The following is a 23,867-nucleotide window of genomic DNA, read 5'->3' as shown; positions in this document are numbered from 1 at the left end:
TTCAGAACCCGTACGTGACAGGCTTACCGTCTTTACCGCCGGAGGTAATTTCGACTTCATTAATAGCGTCTTTTGTCCGGGCGGGGTTATGCCACTGGTACGGATTGCCCCAGGGATCTAACGGCACATGCTGGCTGAGATAAGGGCCATTCCAGTTTTGTACGTTGGACGGTTTTTCGGTCAGTGCTTTCAGCCCTTGCGTTTCACTTGGATAACTGCCGGTGTCGAGGCGATATTGCCCTAGCGCCTCCGCAAGTGAGCGCATCTGTCGGGCAGCGGTTTTCTCTTTAGCCGAGTCGACATTGGAGAAGACCTTAGGTCCGACGAACCCTGCCAGCAGCGCAATAATCATCAGTACGACCAGCAATTCAAGCAGGGTGAAACCACCCTGTTTTCGCATCACGTTTGTTGCGTATTTCATTGAGAGCGTCCTTATTGGATATAAGTTGTGATTAATTTCTGAATTTTCCCTGAAAAAAGAGAGGGCACACAGGTATGCCATCTTTTTTAATTAGTGAAGATGGGAAAGCTAAATAAAGAAGCGTCTTACAGGATGCGAGAATTTTCCCGGGCTGTCGTTGAGGTATTTATTATAAATACGAGAGATATTTCTGAGTGAAGTCGTAGGTTTTTGATGGTGTTCAATATACATCGAGCAAATAAATATAAATAACGCGATTTTTTTTGGCAAAAGAAATTTCTTATTTAACGCGGACGGATTCCTGATTCGCCACTCTTTAATCCCCAACGATCTCAGCGCTAAAAAAAAAGACAATTTGAGAGGTAATCCACAGGACTATCATCACAAAGCAATAAGGAACTTTGATGAAAAAACTTACATTATCTCTGTTAATTGGTAGCGCATTAATGGCGCAGTCGGCTTTCGCGGCGCAGGCACCGCGAGCGGTCACCTATCTGACCTCCTGGGGGGGTCCGGTTGAGTCCGTTGAGGATATGAAAGAGGTGAAAGCGGATACGTTCCTGCTTTCATTTGGTGGCTGGGATGCAAGCGGTAAGCTGTCCAGTTCAGATAATATTGTTGCAGTACCACAATATGATCCCTGGTACATTAATGCGCCAGCCTATGTCGTGTGGAGTCAGTTGAAGCTGGCGCATCCGGAGAAAAAAATGATGCTGGCGCTCGGCGGTGAGACTTATTCCTCAATGTGGTCTTATCTGAATAACGCGCAAACGCGAGAAACGCTGGCGCAGAATCTGGTGAATCTGCTGAATACCAACTTCCCGGTGTATAAAAAGAACCTGAAGCCGGAAGAGATGGTCGGCGAATGCCTGAGCGCCGACTGGCAAGGCAAATGTAATATGGCGAACTACCAGAAGGCGGGTACCGTTCAGCTTGACGGCATCGATTTTGACTTTGAAAAACCCGAGCGCGTCACGCCAGAGGAAAACGCAAACCTGTTGGATCTGGCTGAACGGGTTCGTAGCAAGCTCAATGCGTCCGGCAGCAAAAAGCTGCTGAGCCTGACCACCTATCACGTTGGTGCTGACCCGGAGAACTGCGCAAACAGCGCGGTAACCGAGAATTGTTCCTTCGTTGAGGCGGCTCGCTCTTCACACCACGGCGAAGTTCTGCCGCTGCTGACGCAGGGGAAAAACGTTTTCGATTTCTTCAACGTCATGGCCTATGACGCCGGCCCGCGCTTTAAGTATGACGTGGCGATGGCCAACTACGCCCGGGCGGTGGGTGATAAGAGTAAAATCGTTCTCGGCCAGACTATCAACTCCCAGTGGGGGCCAGAAGGCCGCTTTGTTGAGAGCCGGCAGAACAACGTAAATCGTGCGGGATGGCAGGCGCAGAACGGCTATGGCGGTTTCTTTATCTGGACATTGGGTTCAAACGATCAGCAGCTTTCCATGTCGCAGCAGGTTGACTACTTCAATGAAATGAAAGAGCGCGCGGACCTGATGTCGCCCGAACGCCCGCAAGACACCGTCGCGCCAACTGCACCAACAGGACTGAAGGTGCTGAACAATGGCTTGACGATCACCCTTGCCTGGCAGCCCTCCACCGATGACCATGGCGTGGTGGGATATGACATCTACCGTAATGACAAAAAAGTCGGAACTTCAACGGACACCCAGTGGACCGATAGTGCGGTTGAAACCGGTGGTGTGGTGTACCGCTACAGCGTGAAAGCACATGATGCAGCGAACAATATTTCCGAAAGCAGCAACGTGGTTGAGGTTGAAACCGTCCAGGTCGAAGAGGGACGCCCGGGCGCGCCAACCGGTCTGACCCTGGTTTCTTCGACGGAAAACAGCCTGACGGTGAAATGGAATGCGGTAGATAAGGCGGTGAAATATCGCGTACTGCGCGATGGTGCAGAGTTGCTTACCGTGAGCGAAACGCAGATTTCCGACAGCGGCCTGCGCGCGGGAACGACTTACAGCTACCAGGTAATCGCCGAAAATGCCAAAGGTCATCAGTCTCTTGCGAGTGCGCCGCTTAAAGCCACGACGAAAGAGGGTTCAGTGACGCCTGAGCCGGAAGGCGAGTGGAAAGTCGGTACGAGCTATAAGACCGGAGAAATCGTTACCTATAACGGCACACAGTATCGCTGCGTGCAGGGTCATACGTCTCAGTCCGACTGGACTCCTTCAGCGGTTGCGACGCTTTGGCAGCCTGTACCTTAATCTTTCGCGGCCCTCGCAAGGGGGCCTTTTTCAGGCGTGAGCGCGACTTACCAATTACTTTTTGTTAACTAATTGTTATCATCTATAGTGCAATAAATTAACATAAGCGCTGTTTTGGTGCAATAATTGCACTGTTTTTGTGCGTTTTGTGTTCTTTTCTGGTCTCTGCCGTCTTCGGAACCCGCCTGCATCTGTAACAATACGTTGCTGTAACCCCTTCATTTCCTGTCGTTTTTCAAAATCTATTTTGAACCAATTCAAAATTGGTTCGTTTATTGCTTAATCATTAGCACGATAAGTAGCACCTCATATCAATAACTTATCGTTCATAACAAGAAAATAATGATGATAGTGAGCGAACCAATATGGAAAAACCGTCACGGTTTCTGGCCAATTCCAGCACCGCGCTTGAGCAGCTGCGCGGGCTAATCAACCAGCATGAGTCAACACCAGGCATTCCGCTGCCCACGGAACGTGAGCTGTCGGAAACACTCGGCGTAGGACGACGCGAAGTGCGTCGCGCGCTGGACGTGCTGGAAGAAGAGGGGCGGATCTGGCGTAAACAGGGGAAAGGCACCTTTATTGGTCCGGCTGCCCCGGTTGAACCGCTGGCCCTTCAGGGATTGGTTCAGCAGACCAATCTGCTGGAAGTGATGGAAGCTCGTATACAGATCGAACCCGGCTTAGCCCGGCTTGCGGCACTGCGTGCCACCAGGGAAAACCTCGCGCTCATGCAGCGCATGCTGGAACGCATCGACAAGGTCAGCCCGGATGACCGCGATCTCAACGAACTGTGGGATAGCGCCTTTCACCGCGCCATTGCCGAGGCGGCGGGTAATCGCCTGATGCTCGGTCTGTTTGATGCCATTGATGCCGTGCGGCGCGAACCCGGCTGGCAGCATCTGCGTGAATTGGCCCGCACACCCGAACGTGTCGACAGCTACAACGACCACCATCACAAGATCATGTCCGCGATTATCCATCGCCAGCCTAATGAAGCAGCGGCCGCCATGCGCGAACACCTGCTCAGCCTGCAAACCGCCCTGATTCAGGCGATCCATCTTGAGGACGACTTCACGCTATGACGACGATCCCGTTTAAGGACTCCGCGCCTGTACTCCGGCTGAATAATCTCAACGTTAAATTTTCCGGCTCGCCGGTCAGCGTCCTGGACGGCATTTCCCTGACGGTCAAAGCGGGCGAAACGCTGGCGCTGGTGGGCGAGTCCGGCTGCGGAAAAAGTATCACCTCACTGGCGCTGATGGGGCTACTGCCCGCCAGCGCGCAGATCGTCAGCGGCGAGATGCAGTTTCGCCGCCACGACCTGCGCAAGCTCTCGCCGCGGGAGTATGCCGACCTGCGCGGCAGCGAGCTGGCGATGATATTCCAGGAGCCGATGACCTCACTCAATCCGGCGTTTACCCTGGGGGATCAGCTGAGCGAAGCGGTGATGCGGCACCAGAACGTTTCGCGCCCGGAGGCGATGAAGGTCGCGCTGCAGATCCTCGAGAAGGTACAGATCCCGGCGGCGGAGATGCGCCTCAAGGCGTATCCGCACCAGCTTTCCGGCGGCATGCGCCAGCGCGTGATGATTGCGATGGCGCTGATCAACCATCCTAAACTGCTGATTGCCGATGAACCGACCACCGCGCTGGACGTCACCATTCAGGCGCAAATCCTGACCCTGCTGAACACCCTTAAAGAAGAAACCGGCACGGCGGTGCTGATGATCACCCACGATTTGGGCGTGGTGGCAGAAGTGGCGCAGCAGGTGGCGGTGATGTACGCCGGGCAGGTGGTGGAGCAGGGAAGCGTGGAGGCCATCTTTGCCGACCCGCAGCACCCGTACACCATCGGCCTGATGGGCTCGATCCCCTCCCTGGGGGCACGCAAAGGCCAGCTCTCCACCATTCCCGGATCGGTTCCGCTCCCGGAGTCCATGCCGAAAGGCTGTCGTTTCGCGACACGCTGCCCGTTTGCGCAGTCGCGCTGCCATGATGAAAAACCGCAGCTCACCACGCTCGGCGCGGGCCATCAGGTTGCCTGCTTCCGCGTGCCGCTCGAACACCACATTGCCCTGGGAGAGACCGCATGACCACGCCCATTCTTGAAGCCCGGGACCTCAGCAAGCTTTTCCCCGGCCCGAAAAAACTCTTTTCTCCGGCCCGGTTTGTCACGGCGGTCGATCGCGTTTCGCTTGCCGTGATGCCGGGCGAAACGCTGGCGATTGTCGGCGAGTCCGGCTCCGGGAAATCCACCCTCGGTCGTCTGCTGCTGCGCCTGCTGGCCGCCAGCGAAGGGCGCGTGTTTTATCAGGGGGAGGATATCACCGACGCCTCCGGCGCCCGTCTGAACCAGCTCCGGCGCGAGCTGCAGATTATCTTCCAGGACCCTTTTGCCTCGCTGAACCCGCGCATGACGGTGGAGCAGATCGTCGGCGAGCCGCTGTGGCTGCACCAGAACATGAAGAAAGCGGATCGTCAGTATCGCGTCGCGGAGCTCCTCAAGACCGTTGGCCTGCCTGCCGCCTGGGCCGGGCGCTATCCGCACGAGTTTTCCGGCGGGCAGCGCCAGCGTATCGGCATTGCGCGCGCGCTGGCCTCGGGGCCAAAGCTGCTGCTGGGCGACGAGCCGGTTTCCGCGCTGGATGTGTCGGTGCAGGCGCAGGTGGTCAACCTGCTGGAGAGCCTGAAGCACCAGCTGGGGCTGACGATGGTGATTGTCGCCCACGGTCTGGCGGTGATCCGCCACATGAGCGACCGCGTGGCGGTCATGTATCTTGGGCAAATCGTTGAGCTTGCTACCGTCGACGAGATCTTTGACGCACCGCTGCACCCTTACACGCAGGCGCTGATCGCCTCGGCTCCCCAGATGCAGCCCGGCGTGGAACGCGACGCGCCGCTGCTGCAGGGGGATCTGCCGAACCCGGCTAACCCGCCGTCCGGCTGTCGCTTCCACACCCGCTGCCCGTACGTCACCGATGAATGCCGGCAGGTCGAGCCGATTAATCAGGTGCTCGACGGCGGGCGTCAGGTTGCCTGCCACCGCTGGCAGGACATTAATCGCGATCGCAGCGTTATCCAGATCGCACCGCCATCCGCAGCCTTTCTGCGCCGCCGCGCGCTGTTTGAACACGCGGCTACTCACTCCTCCCTTCCTTCAAGGAACTCATGATAATGACAATGCGTAATTCTCTTTTGACCGTACTGGGAAGTGTTATGTTGCTTGGCGCGGCGCTGCCCGCCCATTCTGAAAGCGTGCTGCGGATCGGTCTGGGGGCAGACCCGGACATGCTCGACCCACATCTGGCGCGCACCTACTATGGCCGCTTCGTCTTTGCCTCCCTGTGCGACAGGCTGGTGGACGTCGACGAGCACCTGAAGGTGGTGCCGGGTCTGGCGAAATCCTGGGCCTGGAGCGAAGACGGAAAAACCCTGACCATGGATCTGCGTGAAGGCGTGACCTTCCACGACGGTGAAAAATTCGATGCCGCCGCCGCGAAATACAACCTTGACCGCGCCCTGACCCTCAAAGGTTCCCTGCGTAAAAGCGAGATCTCTTCCGTGGAGTCGGTAGAGGTCACCGGCCCGATGCAGATTGCGCTGCACCTGAAAACCCCTGACGCCGCGCTGCTGATGCAGCTTACCGACCGTGCGGGCGCGATGATGGCACCCGAAGCCGCGAAGAAGCCTGACTTTGCCGCCCATCCGGTCTGTTCCGGCCCGTACAAGTTCGACAGCCGCGTGTCGCAGGACCGCATTGTTCTGACCCGCTTCGACAATTACTGGAATAAAGACGCCTACCACTTCGACAAAATTATCTATCTGCCGATCCCGGACGCCTCAGTGCGCCTCGCGAACCTGCGCGCGGGCGATCTCGATCTGACCGAAGGCATCGCCGCCAGCGACGTTAAAACCGTCGAAGCCGACAGCAAGCTGGCGCTGGCGAAGATAACCGGTCTGGGCTATCAGGGGATCACCTTCAACATCAACAATGGCAAGGTCCCGGCGAACGATCCGTTCAAGGATGCCCGCGTGCGCGAGGCGTTTTCTCAGGCCATCGACCGTGAGGCGTTAAATCAGGTGGTCTTTGAAGGCCTCTACACCCCGGCAAACCAGGCGTTTTCTACGGTGAGCCCGTATCATGTCAACCTGCCGGTGCCACCTCGTGACGTCGAGAAGGCCAAAGCGCTGCTCAAAGCCGCAGGCGTCACCGCGCCGCTGACCGTCAACCTGCTGGTGCCGAACAACCCAACCTCGCAGCAGGTGGGACAGGTGCTGCAGGCGATGGTTGCTGAGGCGGGCTTCACGCTGAACCTGCAGATGACCGAATTCGCCACGCTGCTGGATCGCCAGCAGAGCGGTGACTATCAGCTGAGCTTCTCCGGCTGGTCGGGACGCCCGGACCCGGACGGCAGCATCTACGGCTTTATCCACAGCAAAGGTACCCTGAACGACGGCCGCTACAGCAACGCTCAGGTCGATGAGTGGTTGACCCAGGCGCGCCAGAGCACCGACCAGGCCGCGCGCCAGCCGCTGTATGACAAGGTGGTGAAGCAGCTGCAAACCGACATGCCGATTGCCTACCTCTACTTCGAGCCGCGCATTTTTGGCCTGAACAAAAGCGTGCAGGGCTTTAAGCCGTACCCGGACGGCATCGTGCGTCTGGCCGGTTTGACGCTGGCGAAATAAAAGTCCTGAGGAGAACCCATGCTGGAACTGATTTGCAAACGTCTGCTGCTGGCCGTCCCGACGCTGTTGCTGGTGAGCATGATGGTGTTCGGCCTGCAAAAGCTGCTGCCCGGCGATCCGCTGATCGCCATGGCCGGGGAAGAGCGCGACCCGGCGGTGATCGCCCAGCTGCGCGCGGAGCTGAACCTGGATGCGCCGATCCCTGTGCAGTATTTCCACTGGCTGACGCGGGCGCTGCAGGGCGATCTGGGCGTCTCCTTACGCACGCACGAACCGGTGACTGAGCTTATCGCCAGCAAGCTGCCGGTTACGCTGGAGCTGTCCCTGCTGGCGATGATTATCGCGCTGGTGTTTGGTATTAGCATGGGGATCCTCGCGGCGGTGAATAAAAACAGCTGGGTGGATCACGGGGCGAACTTCGTGGCGATCTCGGGGATCTCGATCCCCCACTTCTGGCTGGGGATCCTGCTGATTCTGGTCTTCTCGGTGAACCTGCAGTGGCTGCCCGCGTCCGGCTACGTGCCGTTCAGTGAAGATCCGCTCCAGAACCTGCGCACGCTGCTGTTGCCCGCGTCCGTGCTCGGAACCGGCCTCGCGGCGACGCTGATGCGCCACACCCGCGCGTCGATGATTGCGGTGCTGAAGGCAGATTATATCCGCACCGCCCGGGCTAAGGGGCTGCTGCCGAAAGCGGTGATCCTGAAGCACGCGTTTCGCAACGCGCTGGTACCGGTGATCACCCTCACCACGCTGCTGTTCGGCGAGCTGCTGGGCGGCGCGGTGCTGACCGAGCAGGTCTTCACCATTCCGGGCTTTGGCAAGATGATCGTCGATTCGGTGTTCAACCGTGACTACGCGGTGGTGCAGGGCGTGGTGCTGATCGTGGCGATCGGCTTTCTGCTGCTCAACCTGCTGGCCGACGTGCTTTACGTCCTTATCAACCCGAAAATGCGAGGTTAACGATGGCGGAACTGACGACGCAAACCGTTGCGCCCGCGCTGCCGCGCGCGGAAAACCGGGTGCTGAAGAAATTCCTTGCCAACAAAAGCGCGGTGATTGGCGCGCTTGTGGTGGGCTTCTTTGTGCTGGTGGCGCTGCTGGCTCCGTGGATTGCCCCGTTCGATCCGGTCAAAGCCAACTTCCTGGCGGTGCGTAAAGCGCCGTCGGCGATGTACTGGTTCGGCACCGACGAGCTGGGACGCGACATTTTGTCCCGCATTATCTGGGGGGCTCGCACCTCGCTGATGGCGGGCTGTATGTCGGTGGTTATCGCCGTGGTCATCGGCGTGCCGCTGGGGCTGGTGGCGGGCTACTTCCAGAAGATGTGGGACGGCGTGATATCGCGCTTTATCGAGGCGCTGCTGGCCTGTCCGTTCCTGATCATGGCGATCGCGCTGGGGGCATTTTTGGGCCCGAGCCTGACCAACGCGATGATCGCCATCGGTCTTTCGGCAATGCCGATCTTTGCCCGCCTGACGCGCGGGCAGGTGATCGCCATCCGCAACGAAGAGTACATCGACGGCGCGCGGGCGATTGGCCTGCCGGATCGCTGGATCATCATTAAATACGTTCTGCCAAATGTGATGTCGCCGATCCTGGTGCAGGCCACGCTGGCCATCGCCTCGGCGATTATCGCCGAAGCCAGCCTGTCGTTTTTAGGGCTGGGGCAGCAGCCGCCCAATCCGTCCTGGGGCTCCATGCTCAACACCGCGAAAGGGTTTCTTGAGCAGGCACCGTGGATGTCTGTTTTCCCCGGCGTGGCGATTTTTCTTGCCGTGCAGGGCTTTAATTTACTTGGCGACGGGCTGCGCGATGCGCTCGATCCGCGCCATGACTAAGGAGTCATGATGACCAAAGCGCTTGATTTTACGTCCGGTTACGATTCACGACGCCCACCGATGATGGGCCATAATGCCGTTGCCACGTCGCAGCCGCTGGCGGCGCAGGCGGGAATGAAAATGCTGCAGCTGGGTGGCAACGCCGTCGATGCGGCCATTGCTGCCGCGATGGCGCTGACGGTGGTTGAGCCGACCGGCAACGGGATCGGCAGCGACGCCTTTGCCATCGTCTGGGATGGTGAAAAGCTGCACGGCCTGAACGCGTCGGGACGCTCGCCGGCCAGCTGGCATGCGGATCTGTTTGCCGGCAAAACGGCGGTACCGGAAATCGGCTGGGACGCGGTGACCGTGCCTGGGGCAGTGTCCGGCTGGGTTGCCCTGGCGGAACGTTTTGGCACGCTGCCGCTGACCACGCTGGCGCAGCCTGCGATTGACTACGCGCGCAACGGTTTCCCGGTCTCGCCGCTGATTGGTCATCTCTGGCAGCGCGGCTATAACAAGCTGAAAGATCAGCCGGGCTTTAGCGCCTGCTTTGCGCCGGAAGGCCGCGCTCCGCGCGTAGGAGAGATCTTCCGTAACCCGGCGCAGGCTAATTCGCTGGAGCTTATTGCCAAAACCAACGGCGACGCGTTTTACCGCGGCGAGCTGGCGCAGAAAATTGCTGCTTTTGCCAAAGAACACGGCGCGCACCTGACGGCTGAAGATCTGGCAAACCACCGCGTGGACTGGGTCGAGATGCTGTCGCGCGACTTCGCGGGCGGCTCGGTGCAGGAGCTGCCGCCAAACGGCCAGGGGATCGCCACGCTGATTGCGCTCGGTATTCTGGAGCAGTGCGGAATTGAGAAGCATCATCCGGACTCCGTGCAGTCCCTTCACCTGTCCATCGAGGCGATGAAGCTGGCGCTGGCGGATCTCGACCGCTACGTGGCGGATGAAGAACACATGGAGTTCGCCGCAAAAGAGCTGCTGAGCGACCATTATCTGAAGTCGCGCGCGGCGCTTATCGACCACGATAAAGCCTCTGATTTTGTCTACGGCTCCCCGACGCAGAGCGGCACGGTCTACATCAGCACCGCCGACGACAGCGGGATGATGGTCTCGTTTATTCAGTCCAACTTTATGGGCTTTGGATCAGGCATCGTGGTGCCGGACACCGGGATCAGCCTGCAAAACCGGGGCTGTGGATTTGTGCTGGATCCGAATCACCCGAACGCGCTGGCGGGCAGTAAGCGTCCGTTCCACACCATCATTCCGGGCTTTGCGATGGACGGCAACGGCCAGCCGCTGATGTCCTTCGGCGTGATGGGCGGCCCGATGCAGGCGCAGGGGCACATGCAGATGGCACTGCGCATTATGCTGCACGGGCAAAACCCGCAGGCGGCCATCGACGCGCCGCGCTGGCGCGTGGTGCAGGGCAGGGAGGTGTTCGTCGAATCGACGTTCGATCGCAATACGATTGCGGCGCTGCGCGAGCGCGGGCATCAGATCGTGGTGGAAGATCCGCTCCAGGATTACAACTTCGGCGGAGCGCAGGTGATTTACCGCATGCCGGAAGGGCACTACGTGGCCGCGACGGAAAGCCGCAAAGACGGGCAGGCGTTAGTGAGTTAATGTTTTATCCCCCTAATGCGAGCAGCGAACAATCCCCTCTCCCCTTTGGGGAGAGGGTCAGGGTGAGGGGAAAATTTCACCCAATGCTAAACGGATCCGCATCCTGCCACGCCGGAAACTTCTCCCGATACTCCTTCAGCGCCGTTAACGACAGTTCAGCATCAATGCGCGTCGCCTGATGCGGCTCGGCGGTGGCAATAATCTCGCCCTGCGGGTTCACCACCCGGCTGTCGCCGCGGTAGTGATGCCCGTTGCCGTCCGTTCCCACGCGGTTACAGCCCACCACGTACGCCTGGTTCTCAATAGCGCGGGCCACCAGCAGCGCCTGCCAGTGCAGCGAGCGCGGCGCAGGCCAGTTGGCGACATACAGCGCCAGGTCGTAATCGTTCCGGTTGCGCGACCACACCGGGAAGCGCAGGTCGTAGCAGACCAGCGGCAGGATGCGCCAGCCGCGCCACTCAAACACCACGCGTTCGTTACCGGCTTCATAGTGATGATGTTCATCGGCCATGCGGAACAGGTGGCGTTTATCGTAAAAATGCACTTTTCCTTCCGGCTCCACCAGCAGGAAGCGGTTCACCGGTCCGCGCTCCGTCTGCAGGGCGGCGCTACCGGCGATCAGCGCGTTGGTCTGCTGCGCTTTGGCATGCATCCAGGCGACCACCTCTTCCTGGGGCATCGACTGTTTAGCCGCTTCCATCGCGAAGCCGGTGGTAAACATCTCCGGCAGGACAATCACATCTCGCCCGGTAATTTCTTCCAGTTGACGATCAAAGTGGCGCAGGTTGGCAGGGCCATCCATCCACACTAAAGGCTGCTGCAAAATCGAAATCTTCAAACCAGGCACGATACAGACTCCTCAAACGACCCCTTTTTGACACTGTAGCACGTCATTACGAGAAAATGTGGCAATAAAAAACCCCGCACCGGGCGGGGTTTGTCAGAGCGAAGCGGGTTATGCCGCTTCAGGTTTGCGGTGCTTCTCCGGCAGCTTTACCGGCTGCGTCGCCAGCTCTTCCGGTTCGAAATCATCCACGTTAATACTGCGCAGACGGCTCTCTTCGGCTTTCACCAGCAGCGCAGCTTCGTCGTTATTGATAATGCCACCAGCCAGCGCCTGTTTCGCCAGTTCATCTAGACGGGTAAACGGCAGGTTTTTGCCCAGCTGTTTACAAATTTTCTGGTGAATCGGGTCGGCGGCCATCACGTCCAGCAGCGCCTCTTCCAGCAGGCCCACCGGGTTATGCGGCGTTGGCGCCAGATACTGACCGCGGCCGATACGGGAGCGGGTTGCGCTCGGAACCTGCAGGATCTTCGCCACCTTGTGGTCCAGCTTGTCCGACGGCGCCAGATGATGGCGACCGGTCGGGAAGATCACCGCGCGCAGGGCGCCCGCCACGAAGCGGTTCGGGAAGTTGGCCAGCAGGTCGTCAATCGCCTGTTCCGCCTGATACATTGCATCCTGTACGCCCCAATGCACCAGCGGCAGATCCGCTTCCTGACGGCCTTCGTCGTCGTAGCGCTTCAGGACCGCAGAGGCCAGGAAGATCTGGCTCAGCACATCACCCAGACGGGCAGAGATACGTTCGCGACGCTTCAGGCTACCGCCCAGCACTGCCATAGAGACGTCAGACAGCAGAGCCAGGTTGGCGCTCAGACGGTTCAGATGCTGGTAGTAACGTTTGGTCGCATCCCCGGTTGGCGTTGCGCTGGTCAGGCCGCGCGTCAGGCCGAGCCAGAAGCTGCGCACCTTGTTGCTGCCCACGTGACCGATATGTTTGAACAGCAGCTTGTCGAAGGCATCCACGTCGTTGTTCTGCGCGGCGGCCATCTCTTCCAGCACGTATGGATGGCAGCGAATCGCCCCCTGGCCGAAGATCATCATGCTGCGGGTCAGGATGTTTGCCCCTTCCACGGTGATGGCAATCGGTGCGCCCTGATAGCCACGCGCCAGGAAGTTGCCTTCGCCGAGCATAATGCCTTTACCGCCTGCGATATCCATCGCGTCAATAATCGACTGCTGCGCGCGGTGGGTACAGTGGTACTTCACAATCGCGGACAGCACGGCCGGTTTTTCGCCCAGCATAATGCCGTAGGTAATCAGGGATGCAGCGGCGTCCATCACGTAGGCGTTGCCCGCGATGCGCGCCAGCGGCTCTTCGATACCTTCCATCTTGCCGATGGAGATTTTGAACTGACGACGGATATGGGCGTACGCGCCAATCCCCATCGCTACCGACTTCAGACCGCCGGTTGAGTTCGACGGCAGGGTGATCCCGCGGCCCACCGACAGACATTCAACCAGCATGCGCCAGCCCTGACCGGCCATTTTCGGGCCGCCGATGATGTAGTCAATCGGCACGAAGATATCCTGACCGCGGGTCGGACCGTTCTGGAACGGCACGTTCAGCGGGAAGTGACGACGACCAATTTCAACGCCCGGAGTAGAGGTTGGGATCAGGGCACAGGTAATGCCCAGATCTTCTTCTCCGCCCAGCAGTTTTTCCGGGTCGGAGAGCTTAAACGCCAGGCCGAGCACCGTGGCGATAGGCGCCAGGGTGATATAACGTTTGTTCCAGGTCAGGCGCATGCCCAGTACCTGCTGGCCCTGCCATTCGCCCATGCACACTACGCCGGTATCCGGGATTGCGCCTGCATCGGAGCCCGCTTCCGGGCTGGTCAGCGCGAAGCAAGGGATTTCCTGACCGCGCGCCAGGCGCGGCAGGTAGTGATCTTTCTGCTCTTCCGTACCGTAGTGCTGCAGCAGCTCGCCCGGCCCTAAGGAGTTCGGCACGCCGACGGTAATCGCCAGGATCCCGGAGACGCCCGCCAGCTTTTGCAGGACGCGAGCCTGAGCGTAAGCGGAGAATTCCAGACCGCCGTACTCTTTCTTAATGATCATCGCGAAGAAGCGATGCTCTTTCAGGTATGCCCACAGCTCCGGCGGCAGGTCGGCCATCTCGTGGGTGATAGCGAAGTCGTTTGCCATGCGGCACGCTTCTTCCACCGGGCCGTCGATAAAGGCCTGCTCTTCGGCAGTCAGACGCGGCTGTGGATAGTTGTGCAGCTTTTTCCAGTCCGGGTTGCCCTGGAACAGATCGCCTTCCCACCAGGTGGTACCGGCGTCAATCGCTTCTTTCTCCGTGCGCGACATCGGCGGCATCACTTTACGGAAGCCCTTGAACACCGGCGCGGAGATCATCGACTTGCGCATCGGGGCCAGGTTAAACGGCAGAAGAATGATGGCAAGAGGGACTAAAATCCAGATATTCCAGAGGCCTGCGACGCCAAGCGCAGCCGTCCAGGCCAGAAGAATCAGGCTGCTCAGGAATAAACTGACGCGGTGATAGAACAACACACCGAGCAGTACAACGGTTGCGAGAATGCTCAAAATCATCATAAAGAAAAGCTCCCTTGCTTGTAGGAGGTCTGACCACTTGTGATGATATGGTTGTAGTTGATGTGAATTCCTTTAGCAATGTGTTTACAAAATAATTACAACCTGGTTCACATTGTTCGTGTTTTCGCCGGCACAAAAAATCAAAACGCCGGACGATTCGCATGGCTTTAGCTTCTCGCTTTTCCCGCTATCCGGTACACTCCACTGTGTTATTTCATCAATACTGAAGGATTATCCTCATGTACCAGGATCTTATTCGTAACGAACTGAACGAAGCGGCGGAAACGCTGGCGAACTTTCTGAAAGATGATGCCAATATTCACGCTATTCAGCGCGCAGCGGTCCTGCTGGCCGACAGCTTCAAAGCCGGTGGCAAAGTACTCTCCTGCGGTAACGGCGGTTCCCACTGTGACGCCATGCACTTCGCCGAAGAGCTGACCGGACGCTATCGCGAAAACCGTCCGGGCTACCCGGCGATTGCGATTTCCGACGTGAGCCACATCTCCTGCGTAGGCAACGACTTCGGTTACGACCACATCTTTTCCCGCTACGTTGAGGCAGTAGGCCGTGAAGGCGACGTGCTGCTGGGTATCTCTACCTCCGGTAACTCCGCGAACGTGATCAAAGCGATCGCCGCCGCGCGTGAAAAAGGGATGAAGGTCATCACCCTGACCGGTAAAGATGGCGGTAAGATGGACGGTACGGCGGATATCGAAATTCGCGTTCCGCACTTCGGCTATGCAGACCGCGTTCAGGAAATTCACATCAAAGTGATCCACATCCTGATCCAGTTGATCGAAAAAGAGATGGTTAAGTAAGGCTTCGCTGGGGGGCACCAGCGCCCCCCGCAGTTGTGGAGTGGAGGTAATCTATGTGCGAACTGCTCGGGATGAGCGCCAATGTGCCAACCGATATCTGCTTTAGTTTCACCGGGCTGGTTCAGCGCGGTGGAGGAACCGGGCCGCACAAAGACGGCTGGGGCATCACCTTCTACGAAGGCAAAGGGTGTCGCACGTTCAAAGATCCGCAGCCCAGCTTTAACTCACCGATTGCCAAACTGGTGCAGGATTACCCCATTAAATCCTGTTCGGTGATCGCGCATATTCGTCAGGCAAACCGCGGCGAAGTGGCACTGGAAAATACCCATCCCTTTACCCGTGAGCTGTGGGGCCGTAACTGGACCTACGCGCACAACGGGCAGCTTACGGGCTATAAGTCGCTGGAGACGGGGAACTTCCGACCGGTTGGCGAAACGGACAGTGAAAAGGCCTTCTGCTGGCTGCTGCATAAGCTGACGGAACGTTATCCGCGTACGCCCGGCAACATGGCCGCCGTATTCAAATACATCGCGACGCTGGCCGCTGAACTGCGAGAAAAAGGCGTGTTTAACATGCTGCTGTCTGACGGGCGCTACGTGATGGCGTTCTGCTCGACGAATCTCTTCTGGATCACGCGCCGCGCGCCGTTTGGCGTCGCTACGCTGCTCGATCAGGATGTGGAGATAGATTTTCAGAAAGAGACCACACCCAACGATGTGGTCACAGTCATTGCAACGCAGCCGCTGACGGGCAACGAAACCTGGCAAAAGATTATGCCAGGCGAGTGGGTGCTATTTTGTCTCGGGGACCGTGTAATTTGACGCCAGCTGTGGATGGACAACTTCGTGGCTCAGCGGTTTGCTGACCACGTAACGGCCATCGACGATAGAGACCACTGGTGGTTTGTGGGTCTGCTCAAAGTAGTCATAACCTGGCTTCAGCTGTTTCCAGAAATCGGCGTAGTAAGAGTACTTATGGCGCGCCATGTTGGCATCCGTCATGCGGAACGGGTAGATGCTGACCTGAACGTTAGGCTGCCCAAAGACCAGTGCGCCGGTCACGAACTGGAAAATCTCATCAATGCCGGAATCGGTCATCGCGTAGCAGCCGACAGACACGCAGGCACCGTGGATCATCAGGTATTTCCCTTCATAACCGTGAGCACGGTCATAGGCGTTCGGGAAACCGATGTTGATCGCTTTATAGAAGCGGCTATCCGGCTTTAACTGGTTGCGCTGAACGTTGTAAAACCCTTCCGGACTCTTGAAATCGCCCTGACGCTGTTTCGGGCCCAGCCCGCCGGAATAGTTACAAATCTTGTAGCTATCAAGCAGCTGATACGTCTCGCCCATTTTTACAAACAGATCGAGCGTGCGCTCTTCCTTGAAGATTTGAATATAAACCGGGGATCCCATTAACTGCTGTTTATATTCTTTGCTGATCGGCGTCGTGGAGCTGTTGCTGCTGAGCAGCCCGGCAAACGACATGCACGGAATCAGAAGCATCGCAATGAACAATGCGATTTTACGCATACTACTAGTTCCTTGATAAAACCATGACCAACTTGCCAGGACGGCAAAAGAGACCCGAAATCAGATTATTCTGTTAGGAGCGCTCACATTAGCACCGCTATAGATTTTCGCAAGAGCCGGGCGGTGAGTTTACAAATTAGTTTTACTTTATAAACCATCAAATACCCGCTGGCTCCAGGAACTTTGCGTAATAGCTCGCATTTTGGCGCGCCCGACGGCGGATTACCTGCCCGTCAGAAGGGGAAAATGTTACACTTCGCGCCCACTGGATTGTTGTTTATGGAAACCTGCTAACCACATGTTTAAAATAAAAAAAGGACTTAATCTGCCGATTGCAGGCGTGCCTGAGCAGCACGTCTCGTCTGGCGTAAGCGTCCGTCATGTCGCAATTTTAGGTGACGATTATCTGGGAATGCGTCCTTCAATGCTGGTGCAGGAGGGCGATCGCGTGCTCAAAGGGCAGGCGCTCTTTGAGGACAAAAAAAATCCCGGCGTCATGTTCACGGCCCCCGCCAGCGGCACCGTTGTGGCGATCAACCGCGGCGAGCGTCGCGTGTTGCAGTCGGTGGTTATCCGCATCGAAGGCGATGAACAGCGTGAGTTTGCTCGTTATGATGCGGCAGACCTCGCGACGCTTAGCCGCGAAGATGTGCAGGCTCAGCTGCTCGCGTCCGGCCTGTGGACGGCGCTGCGTACGCGTCCTTTCAGCAAATCGCCCGTTCCTGATACCGCCCCGGCCGCTATTTTCGTTACGGCCATCGACACCAACCCGCTCAGCGCGGATCCGCAGCCCATTATTCTGGCGCAGCGTAAAGCCTTTGATGCCGGGCTGACCGTTCTGACTCGCCTGACGCCCGGAAAAGTGCACGTTTGCCAGGCCGGGGGCGGCAAGCTTGGCGGCCATCCTCAGGGGCAGGTCACGTTTAATGAATTTTCCGGTCCGCATCCGGCGGGGCTGGTCGGGACCCATATCCACTTCCTTGAGCCGGTGAGCCTGAAGAAACAGGTCTGGCACCTTAATTATCAGGACGTCATTGCCATCGGTAAGCTCTTTACCACGGGTGAACTCTGCGCTGAACGGATCGTCGCTATCGGCGGGCCTCAGGCCGCCAACCCGCGTCTGGTTAAAACGCTTCTGGGAGCAGACATTAATGAACTGCTTGCGGGGGAAACGAAAGAGGGTGAAAACCGCCTGATTTCCGGTTCGGTACTCAGCGGCCGCCGCGCTGTAAATGCGTACGCGTACCTGGGACGTTTCCATCTTCAGGTGAGCGTAGTTATGGAAGGGCGCGAGAAAGAGCTGTTCGGCTGGGTTCTGCCAGGTGCAGAAAAATACTCCGTCACCCGCACCACGCTGGGCCACTTCCTGCGGCACAAGCTGTTTAACTTCTCTACCAGCACGAACGGCGGCGAGCGCGCGATGGTCCCGATTGGCAACTACGAACGTGTAATGCCGCTGGATATTCTACCCACCGTGCTGCTGCGCGATCTCCTGGCCGGCGACACCGACGGCGCGCAGGCGCTCGGTTGTCTTGAACTGGATGAAGAAGATCTGGCGCTCTGTACCTATGTGTGTCCAGGTAAATACGAATATGGACCCGTATTGCGCGAGGTGTTAACCCGCATTGAGCAGGAAGGATAACCATGGGATTAAAACACCTCTTCGAAAAAATTGAGCCGCACTTTACCGAAGGGAAGCTCAAAAAGTACTACCCGCTGTATGAAGCAACGACGACCATTTTCTACACCCCGGGTCTGGTAACGAAAGGGGCAGCGCACGTTCGTGATGCCATCGATCTGAAACGCATGATGATCCTGGTGTGGTTTGCGGTCTTCCCGGCCATGTTCTGGGGCATGTACAACGTCGGCCTGCAGACCATTCCGGCGCTGCACCATATGTACGACGCCCAGCAGCTGGCGCAGGTAATTCAGTCTGACTGGCACTATCGTCTGGCCCAGTCGCTGGGGGTAAGCTTTGCTGCAGACGCGGGCTGGCTGAGTATGATGACGCTGGGCGCGGTCTTCTTCCTGCCGATCTACATGACCGTCTTTATCGTGGGCGGCTTCTGGGAAGTGCTGTTCGCCATCATCCGTAAACACGAGATCAACGAGGGCTTCTTCGTTACCTCCATTCTGTTTGCGCTGATTGTTCCGCCTACGCTGCCGCTCTGGCAGGCGGCGATGGGGATCAGCTTTGGCGTGGTGATTGCTAAAGAGATTTTTGGCGGCACCGGACGCAACTTCCTCAACCCGGCGCTGGCGGGGCGTGCGTTCCTGTTCTTTGCTTACCCGGCGCAGATTTCGGGCGACCTGGTATGGACGGCGGCGGACGGTTTCTCCGGCGCGACGCCGCTTTCTCAGTGGGCAGCAGGCGGCGGTGAAACGCTGGTCAACAATGCTACCGGCCAGCCTGTGACCTGGTTCGACGCGTTTATTGGCAACATTCCGGGCTCCATTGGTGAAGTGTCTACCCTGATGATTTTGATCGGCGGGGCCATCATCCTCTTTGGCCGCGTGGCGTCCTGGCGCATCGTCGCGGGCGTCATGCTCGGCATGGTGCTTACCGCCACGCTGTTCAATCTCATTGGTTCAAACACGAACCCGATGTTCTCCATGCCGTGGTACTGGCACCTCGTGCTGGGAGGCTTTGCGTTTGGCATGATGTTCATGGCCACCGATCCCGTCTCGGCCTCCTTTACCGACAGAGGTAAATGGTGTTACGGGGCGCTCATTGGCGTGATGTGTGTACTGATTCGCGTGGTCAACCCGGCCTATCCGGAAGGGATGATGTTGGCCATTCTGTTTGCCAACCTGTTTGCGCCGCTGTTCGACTACCTGGTCGTGCGCGCCAACATTAAGCGGAGGAAGGCGCGTGGCTGAGGTTAAAAATAACGACAGCATCAGCAAAACGCTGCTGGTGGTTTTGGTACTGTGTCTGGTTTGTTCCATCGTGGTTGCCGGTTCTGCCGTAGGGTTGAAACCGCTGCAGCAGGAACAGCGCGCGCTGGATAAACAGCGCAACATCCTGGCCGTAGCCGGGCTGATGCAGAAAGGCATGACGAAGGACGACGTCGCGGCCGTGTTTGCTGAACGTATTACCGCAAGGTTGGTGGATTTAAAAACCGGCGAGCTGATGGATAAAGACCCGGCGAAATACAACCAGGCGCTGGCGCTGAAAGATCCGCAGATGAGCACCGCGCTTGACGCCTCGCAGGATCCGGCAGGTATTAAGCGCCGCAGCAACATCGCGGAGATTTACCTGGTGCGTGACGAGCAAAAGCGTGTGCAGGAAGTGGTTTTGCCCATCTACGGCAACGGCTTGTGGTCAATGATGTACGCCTTTGTGGCACTGGATACCGATGGCCGCACGGTCAAAGGCATCACCTATTACGATCAGGGCGAAACGCCGGGGTTGGGGGGGGAAGTTGAGAACCCTAACTGGCGTGCGCAGTTTGTCGGTAAAAAAGTGCTCGACGACAGCGGCCAGCCTGCGCTGAAGGTGGTGAAAGGAGGCGCGCGTCCCGGTGATGAATTCGCCGTTGACGGCCTTTCCGGCGCCACGCTCACCTCTAACGGGGTACAGCACAGTTTTGATTTCTGGATGGGTGAACTGGGCTTTGGTCCCTTCCTGAAAAATGTACGTGAAGGAGCGCTGAACAATGGCTGATACGGGTGAACTGAAAGAAGTTAAAAAAGTGCTGATTGGCCCACTTTTAGCCAATAACCCGATAACTCTGCAGGTGCTGGGCGTCTGTTCTGCCCTGGCGGTGACCACCAAACTGGAAACGGCGGTGGTGATGACGCTGGCGGTAACGCTGGTAACGGCGTTCTCCAGCATGTTTATCTCGATGATTCGCCACCACATCCCCAACAGCGTGAGGATCATCGTGCAGATGGCGATCATCGCCTCGCTGGTGATCGTGGTCGATCAGCTGCTGCGCGCTTTCGCCTACGAAACGTCGAAGCAGCTTTCGGTGTTTGTCGGCCTGATTATCACCAACTGCATCGTGATGGGGCGCGCTGAAGCCTACGCCATGAAAATGCCGCCGCTGGCGAGCTTTATGGACGGTATTGGCAACGGCCTGGGTTACGGCGTAATCCTGCTGACGGTCGGTTTCCTGCGCGAGCTTATTGGCAGCGGCAAGCTGTTTGGCGTTCAGGTACTGGATACGGTACAGAACGGCGGCTGGTATCTGCCGAACGGCCTGTTCCTGCTGGCCCCAAGCGCATTTTTCATTATCGGTTTGCTGATCTGGCTGATTCGTACGTTGAAGCCTGAACAGCAGGAAAAGGAGTAACCGACGATGGCTCATTACCTGAGTTTATTTGTGCGCGCGGTGTTTGTTGAAAACATGGCGCTCGCCTTCTTCCTGGGCATGTGTACGTTCCTTGCCGTTTCTAAAAAGGTTTCGACGGCATTTGGCCTGGGCGTGGCGGTCACCGTTGTGCTGGGGCTTTCGGTTCCGATTAACAACCTGGTGTTCAACTTCGTGCTGCGGGACAGCGCGCTGGTGGAGGGGGTTGATCTTAGCTTCCTGAACTTCATCACCTTTATCGGGGTGATTGCGGCGCTGGTGCAAATCCTGGAGATGATCCTCGATAAGTATTTCCCGTCGTTGTACAACGCGCTGGGGATCTTCCTGCCGCTGATCGCGGTGAACTGCGCCATCTTTGGCGGCGTCTCGTTTATGGTGCAGCGCGATTACAACTTCAGTGAATCGGTGGTGTACGGCTTCGGTTCCGGTATCGGCTGGATGCTGGCGATTGTCACCATGGCGGGGATCCGTGAAAAAATGAAATATGCCAACGTGCCCGCTGGGCTGCGCGGCTTAGGGATCACCTTTATCACCACCGGCCTGATGGCGTTGGGCTTTATGTCCTTCTCCGGTGTGCAGCTATAAGGGCTAACAGATGGAAATTATTCTTGGCGTGGTAATGTTCACGCTGATAGTACTGGTGCTGTCAGGGCTGATTCTGGCGGCGCGCGCAAAGCTGGTCAATTCCGGGGATGTGATCATTGATATCAATGACGATCCGCAGAACCAGATCCGCACCCCGGCAGGGGATAAACTGCTTAATACGCTCTCGGGGAACGGGATTTTTGTCTCGTCAGCCTGCGGTGGCGGTGGTTCATGTGGGCAGTGCCGTGTGACGGTGAAAGAGGGAGGCGGGGATATTCTGCCAACTGAACTGTCGCATATCACGAAGCGTGAAGCGAAAGAGGGTTGCCGCCTGGCATGCCAGGTTGCGGTGCGCCAGAACATGAAGATTGAGCTGCCGGAAGAGATCTTCGGCGTGAAAAAATGGGAGTGCGAGGTTATCTCTAACGATAACAAAGCCACGTTCATTAAAGAGCTTAAGCTGCGCGTCCCTGAAGGGGAGAGCGTCCCGTTCCGCGCGGGGGGCTATATTCAGATTGATTGTCCGGCGCACACCGTGGCGTATGCTGACTTCGACGTGCCCGATGAATACCGGGCCGACTGGGATAAATTTAACCTCTTCCGCTTCGTTTCCGAGGTAAAAGAGCCAGCGCTGCGCGCCTACTCCATGGCTAACTACCCGGAAGAGAAGGGCATTATTATGCTCAACGTGCGTATCGCCACGCCGCCACCGAATGTGCCTGATGCGCCGCCGGGCGTCATGTCGTCATATATCTGGTCCCTCAAGCCGGGTGACAAGGTGACGATCTCCGGTCCGTTCGGCGAGTTCTTTGCTAAAGATACCGACGCGGAAATGGTCTTTATCGGCGGCGGTGCCGGTATGGCCCCGATGCGCTCGCACATCTTCGACCAGCTCAAACGTCTTAGCAGCAAGCGTAAAATCAGCTTCTGGTACGGTGCGCGTTCGCTGCGCGAAATGTTCTACGACGATGAGTTCGAGCAGCTGGCGCGTGAGAACCCTAACTTTACCTTCCACGTGGCGCTTTCCGATCCGCAGCCGGAAGATAACTGGACGGGCTATACGGGCTTCATCCACAACGTGCTGTATGAAAACTACCTCAAACAGCATCCGGCACCGGAAGACTGCGAGTTCTATATGTGTGGTCCGCCAATGATGAACGCCGCGGTGATCAAGATGCTAAAAGATCTCGGCGTGGAAGATGAGAACATCCTCCTTGATGATTTCGGAGGCTGATCGTGTTGACCTTTCTGGCAACCTTCGCGGTGTTTGTGCTGGTGATCTTCGGGATGTCGTTGGGCTGGATCATCAAGCGTAAAAGTATTCAGGGCAGCTGTGGAGGCATCTCTTCCATCGGGATGGAAAAGGTATGCGACTGCCCGGAACCGTGCGATGCGCGTAAAAAACGGATGGCTCGGGACCAGCAGAGGATCATCTAGAAAAAGGCCGCTTCATGCGGCCTTTATCATTTATTTTGCCCAGCTTTTGGCTTTGGCTGGAGAGTCCACCAGAACTCCTTCGGCACCCAGTGTTTTCGCCTTCTGGTAGTCCTCTTCAGAGTTCACGCCGATAAAAATCAGATGGGCATTGCCCTGAGAGCGGAAGCAGTCAACGGCCTCTTTGTCCCACGTTAATGTTGCAGGAGAGACACCTTCGCCTAAGGTGAATTTCTCGACTACCTCTATTTTTCGGTTTAACTCAAGCCCATACCAGTAATCGTCCATTTTTTGTGAAGGAGGCAGACATTCGTGGCTCAACGAAATCGTGGCCAGACGCGTGCGAGTCTCGCTGCGTGTGACAAAGCGGGGGATTTCGGCAGGCAATGCTTCCATATAGCGATCTTCGGTTGAATAGACGCGAACGCGGTTCAGGCTGTTGGTCTCTTTCAATACGTTAAGCAGCGTGTTGCCCATGGTCGCTGGATCTGCATCCGGCGATTTGATGTCAATGAAAAATCGCGTATCTGGCCAGGCGGTCAGTACCGACTTCAGCGTCGGTATCGGAGTATTAAGCAGGTTTTCCGGCAGGCCTTTATCTTTCCACTTCACGCTGGCATCCGCCTTTGCCAGTTCTTCAGCGGTATACTGTGACACCTTTCCCTGCAAATTGGTTAACGCCTTCAGGTCGGCTGGTCGATAGAGAACCGGTACGTCATCCCGGCTTAACTGCACGGTTATCCAGACGATATCTGCTTTGTTTTCGAGCGCGAGCTTTATGGCTGGCAGGGTGTTTTCAGGTGCATCTGCGGTACCGCCCCGGTGGGCGACGATTTCTGGATTTGCTGATGCGGCACTCGCCAGAAACAGTAGCGAAACTGATAATATTTTCTTCATGAATGATCGCTCTCCATTTATTAGCTAACTCTATGTAAATAAAGGATTTGTCTTGAGCGTTTGTAACACGTTTTTATGACAACTGTGAGT

The 23,867-nt window shown here is 57.3% G+C and carries 22 protein-coding genes; 17 read left to right on the top strand and 5 right to left on the bottom strand.

The genetic code is table 11. The features are described from left to right. Position 1 precedes the first annotated feature (1 nt). Complete coding sequence (gene gspG, locus URZ40_RS02530) at positions 2-421, bottom strand: type II secretion system major pseudopilin GspG (RefSeq protein WP_116341745.1); 420 nt, start codon at positions 419-421, stop codon at positions 2-4. Positions 422-825: 404 nt separating this feature from the next. On the opposite strand from gspG, the gene URZ40_RS02525 reads away from it, so the two are divergent. The 8 genes from URZ40_RS02525 to URZ40_RS02490 all read left to right on the top strand — a co-directional run bounded on the left by URZ40_RS02525 (position 826) and on the right by URZ40_RS02490 (position 10,795). Further along, positions 826-2,655: a glycosyl hydrolase family 18 protein gene (locus URZ40_RS02525; protein ID WP_320719717.1), complete on the top strand. Its 1,830-nt coding sequence runs from the start codon at positions 826-828 to the stop codon at positions 2,653-2,655. Positions 2,656-3,020: 365 nt separating this feature from the next. Then, positions 3,021-3,740 carry a FadR/GntR family transcriptional regulator gene (locus tag URZ40_RS02520; RefSeq protein WP_116341741.1) on the top strand — a complete coding sequence of 240 codons (720 nt, stop codon included), beginning with the start codon at positions 3,021-3,023 and terminating at the stop codon, positions 3,738-3,740. After that, a complete protein-coding gene (locus URZ40_RS02515; RefSeq protein ID WP_320719716.1) occupies positions 3,737-4,750 on the top strand; it encodes an ABC transporter ATP-binding protein in 1,014 nt (337 codons plus the stop codon). Before URZ40_RS02520 ends, URZ40_RS02515 begins: the two co-directional genes overlap by 4 nt. Beyond that, positions 4,747-5,829, top strand: coding sequence for an ABC transporter ATP-binding protein (locus tag URZ40_RS02510; RefSeq protein ID WP_116341737.1), 1,083 nt, complete (start codon positions 4,747-4,749; stop codon positions 5,827-5,829). Before URZ40_RS02515 ends, URZ40_RS02510 begins: the two co-directional genes overlap by 4 nt. A gap of 2 nt (positions 5,830-5,831) precedes the next feature. After that, positions 5,832-7,346 carry an ABC transporter substrate-binding protein gene (locus URZ40_RS02505; protein WP_316380309.1) on the top strand — a complete coding sequence of 505 codons (1,515 nt, stop codon included), beginning with the start codon at positions 5,832-5,834 and terminating at the stop codon, positions 7,344-7,346. An 18-nt stretch (positions 7,347-7,364) separates the two neighbouring features. Further along, positions 7,365-8,306 (top strand): ABC transporter permease, encoded by a 942-nt coding sequence (locus URZ40_RS02500; RefSeq protein WP_028012068.1) that lies wholly within the window; start codon positions 7,365-7,367, stop codon positions 8,304-8,306. Positions 8,307-8,308: 2 nt separating this feature from the next. Beyond that, positions 8,309-9,184 carry an ABC transporter permease gene (locus tag URZ40_RS02495; protein WP_116341735.1) on the top strand — a complete coding sequence of 292 codons (876 nt, stop codon included), beginning with the start codon at positions 8,309-8,311 and terminating at the stop codon, positions 9,182-9,184. Positions 9,185-9,193: 9 nt separating this feature from the next. Then, positions 9,194-10,795, top strand: a complete 1,602-nt coding sequence (locus tag URZ40_RS02490; protein WP_320719734.1) for a gamma-glutamyltransferase family protein — start codon at positions 9,194-9,196, stop codon at positions 10,793-10,795. A gap of 76 nt (positions 10,796-10,871) precedes the next feature. On the opposite strand, the gene URZ40_RS02485 is transcribed toward URZ40_RS02490, so the two are convergent. Both URZ40_RS02485 and fadE read right to left on the bottom strand, forming a co-directional pair. Next, positions 10,872-11,642 carry an amidohydrolase gene (locus URZ40_RS02485; protein ID WP_041911141.1) on the bottom strand — a complete coding sequence of 257 codons (771 nt, stop codon included), beginning with the start codon at positions 11,640-11,642 and terminating at the stop codon, positions 10,872-10,874. Positions 11,643-11,750: 108 nt separating this feature from the next. Beyond that, positions 11,751-14,195, bottom strand: coding sequence for an acyl-CoA dehydrogenase FadE (gene fadE, locus URZ40_RS02480; protein WP_048957586.1), 2,445 nt, complete (start codon positions 14,193-14,195; stop codon positions 11,751-11,753). 239 nt (positions 14,196-14,434) lie between these two features. Here fadE and lpcA point away from each other — a divergent pair, with 239 nt between their 5' ends. Both lpcA and URZ40_RS02470 read left to right on the top strand, forming a co-directional pair. Next, complete coding sequence (lpcA, locus tag URZ40_RS02475; protein WP_003863232.1) at positions 14,435-15,013, top strand: D-sedoheptulose 7-phosphate isomerase; 579 nt, start codon at positions 14,435-14,437, stop codon at positions 15,011-15,013. Between the two features lie 53 nt (positions 15,014-15,066). Next, positions 15,067-15,834, top strand: coding sequence for a class II glutamine amidotransferase (locus URZ40_RS02470; protein ID WP_028012073.1), 768 nt, complete (start codon positions 15,067-15,069; stop codon positions 15,832-15,834). Here the strand turns inward: URZ40_RS02470 and dpaA are convergent. After that, positions 15,805-16,545 (bottom strand): peptidoglycan meso-diaminopimelic acid protein amidase, encoded by a 741-nt coding sequence (gene dpaA, locus URZ40_RS02465; protein ID WP_041911140.1) that lies wholly within the window; start codon positions 16,543-16,545, stop codon positions 15,805-15,807. The two genes, URZ40_RS02470 and dpaA, sit on opposite strands and share 30 nt — an antisense overlap. 298 nt (positions 16,546-16,843) lie before the next feature. Between dpaA and URZ40_RS02460 the strand changes: the two genes are divergently transcribed. Genes URZ40_RS02460 through nqrM form a run of 7 tightly spaced genes read left to right on the top strand, consistent with a single transcriptional unit; the run spans position 16,844 to position 22,883 of the window. Further along, positions 16,844-18,187, top strand: coding sequence for a Na(+)-translocating NADH-quinone reductase subunit A (locus URZ40_RS02460; RefSeq protein ID WP_316380311.1), 1,344 nt, complete (start codon positions 16,844-16,846; stop codon positions 18,185-18,187). A gap of 2 nt (positions 18,188-18,189) precedes the next feature. Continuing rightward, complete coding sequence (locus URZ40_RS02455) at positions 18,190-19,425, top strand: NADH:ubiquinone reductase (Na(+)-transporting) subunit B (protein WP_116341729.1); 1,236 nt, start codon at positions 18,190-18,192, stop codon at positions 19,423-19,425. Further along, positions 19,418-20,212 carry a Na(+)-translocating NADH-quinone reductase subunit C gene (locus tag URZ40_RS02450; protein ID WP_316380312.1) on the top strand — a complete coding sequence of 265 codons (795 nt, stop codon included), beginning with the start codon at positions 19,418-19,420 and terminating at the stop codon, positions 20,210-20,212. The genes URZ40_RS02455 and URZ40_RS02450 overlap by 8 nt, the downstream gene beginning before the upstream one ends. Beyond that, positions 20,205-20,843 (top strand): NADH:ubiquinone reductase (Na(+)-transporting) subunit D, encoded by a 639-nt coding sequence (locus URZ40_RS02445; RefSeq protein ID WP_028012078.1) that lies wholly within the window; start codon positions 20,205-20,207, stop codon positions 20,841-20,843. Before URZ40_RS02450 ends, URZ40_RS02445 begins: the two co-directional genes overlap by 8 nt. Before the next feature lie 6 nt (positions 20,844-20,849). Beyond that, entirely contained in the window at positions 20,850-21,446 is a 597-nt protein-coding gene (gene nqrE / locus URZ40_RS02440) for an NADH:ubiquinone reductase (Na(+)-transporting) subunit E (protein WP_061099102.1), read from the top strand. Between the two features lie 10 nt (positions 21,447-21,456). After that, positions 21,457-22,680 (top strand): NADH:ubiquinone reductase (Na(+)-transporting) subunit F, encoded by a 1,224-nt coding sequence (gene nqrF, locus URZ40_RS02435; protein WP_116341725.1) that lies wholly within the window; start codon positions 21,457-21,459, stop codon positions 22,678-22,680. Positions 22,681-22,733: 53 nt separating this feature from the next. Further along, entirely contained in the window at positions 22,734-22,883 is a 150-nt protein-coding gene (gene nqrM / locus URZ40_RS02430) for a (Na+)-NQR maturation NqrM (RefSeq protein WP_192845943.1), read from the top strand. Positions 22,884-22,913: 30 nt separating this feature from the next. On the opposite strand, the gene URZ40_RS02425 is transcribed toward nqrM, so the two are convergent. Continuing rightward, the gene (locus tag URZ40_RS02425; protein ID WP_320719714.1) at positions 22,914-23,777 is read right to left on the bottom strand and encodes a glycerophosphodiester phosphodiesterase family protein; all 864 of its coding nucleotides are present in this window, start codon (positions 23,775-23,777) and stop codon (positions 22,914-22,916) included. Between the last annotated feature and the right edge of the window lie 90 nt (positions 23,778-23,867).

Source organism: Enterobacter sp. 296B2, from assembly GCF_034106185.1.
In the GTDB taxonomy this organism is placed as follows: Bacteria; Pseudomonadota; Gammaproteobacteria; order Enterobacterales; family Enterobacteriaceae; genus Enterobacter; species Enterobacter cloacae_N.
Note: the sequence above shows the minus strand (reverse complement) of the source record. Positions and strands in the feature narration are given on the sequence as shown.

What these genes read in the sequence shown, in the direction of transcription:
- gspG (WP_116341745.1), bottom strand. Translation starts at nt 421, where the DNA reads ATGAAATACGCAACAAACGTGATGCGAAAACAGGGTGGTTTCACCCTG.
- URZ40_RS02525 (WP_320719717.1), top strand. Translation starts at nt 826, where the DNA reads ATGAAAAAACTTACATTATCTCTGTTAATTGGTAGCGCATTAATGGCG.
- URZ40_RS02520 (WP_116341741.1), top strand. Translation starts at nt 3,021, where the DNA reads ATGGAAAAACCGTCACGGTTTCTGGCCAATTCCAGCACCGCGCTTGAG.
- URZ40_RS02515 (WP_320719716.1), top strand. Translation starts at nt 3,737, where the DNA reads ATGACGACGATCCCGTTTAAGGACTCCGCGCCTGTACTCCGGCTGAAT.
- URZ40_RS02510 (WP_116341737.1), top strand. Translation starts at nt 4,747, where the DNA reads ATGACCACGCCCATTCTTGAAGCCCGGGACCTCAGCAAGCTTTTCCCC.
- URZ40_RS02505 (WP_316380309.1), top strand. Translation starts at nt 5,832, where the DNA reads ATGACAATGCGTAATTCTCTTTTGACCGTACTGGGAAGTGTTATGTTG.
- URZ40_RS02500 (WP_028012068.1), top strand. Translation starts at nt 7,365, where the DNA reads ATGCTGGAACTGATTTGCAAACGTCTGCTGCTGGCCGTCCCGACGCTG.
- URZ40_RS02495 (WP_116341735.1), top strand. Translation starts at nt 8,309, where the DNA reads ATGGCGGAACTGACGACGCAAACCGTTGCGCCCGCGCTGCCGCGCGCG.
- URZ40_RS02490 (WP_320719734.1), top strand. Translation starts at nt 9,194, where the DNA reads ATGACCAAAGCGCTTGATTTTACGTCCGGTTACGATTCACGACGCCCA.
- fadE (WP_048957586.1), bottom strand. Translation starts at nt 14,195, where the DNA reads ATGATGATTTTGAGCATTCTCGCAACCGTTGTACTGCTCGGTGTGTTG.
- lpcA (WP_003863232.1), top strand. Translation starts at nt 14,435, where the DNA reads ATGTACCAGGATCTTATTCGTAACGAACTGAACGAAGCGGCGGAAACG.
- URZ40_RS02470 (WP_028012073.1), top strand. Translation starts at nt 15,067, where the DNA reads ATGTGCGAACTGCTCGGGATGAGCGCCAATGTGCCAACCGATATCTGC.
- dpaA (WP_041911140.1), bottom strand. Translation starts at nt 16,545, where the DNA reads ATGCGTAAAATCGCATTGTTCATTGCGATGCTTCTGATTCCGTGCATG.
- URZ40_RS02460 (WP_316380311.1), top strand. Translation starts at nt 16,844, where the DNA reads ATGTTTAAAATAAAAAAAGGACTTAATCTGCCGATTGCAGGCGTGCCT.
- URZ40_RS02455 (WP_116341729.1), top strand. Translation starts at nt 18,190, where the DNA reads ATGGGATTAAAACACCTCTTCGAAAAAATTGAGCCGCACTTTACCGAA.
- URZ40_RS02445 (WP_028012078.1), top strand. Translation starts at nt 20,205, where the DNA reads ATGGCTGATACGGGTGAACTGAAAGAAGTTAAAAAAGTGCTGATTGGC.
- nqrE (WP_061099102.1), top strand. Translation starts at nt 20,850, where the DNA reads ATGGCTCATTACCTGAGTTTATTTGTGCGCGCGGTGTTTGTTGAAAAC.
- nqrF (WP_116341725.1), top strand. Translation starts at nt 21,457, where the DNA reads ATGGAAATTATTCTTGGCGTGGTAATGTTCACGCTGATAGTACTGGTG.
- nqrM (WP_192845943.1), top strand. Translation starts at nt 22,734, where the DNA reads ATGTCGTTGGGCTGGATCATCAAGCGTAAAAGTATTCAGGGCAGCTGT.
- URZ40_RS02425 (WP_320719714.1), bottom strand. Translation starts at nt 23,777, where the DNA reads ATGAAGAAAATATTATCAGTTTCGCTACTGTTTCTGGCGAGTGCCGCA.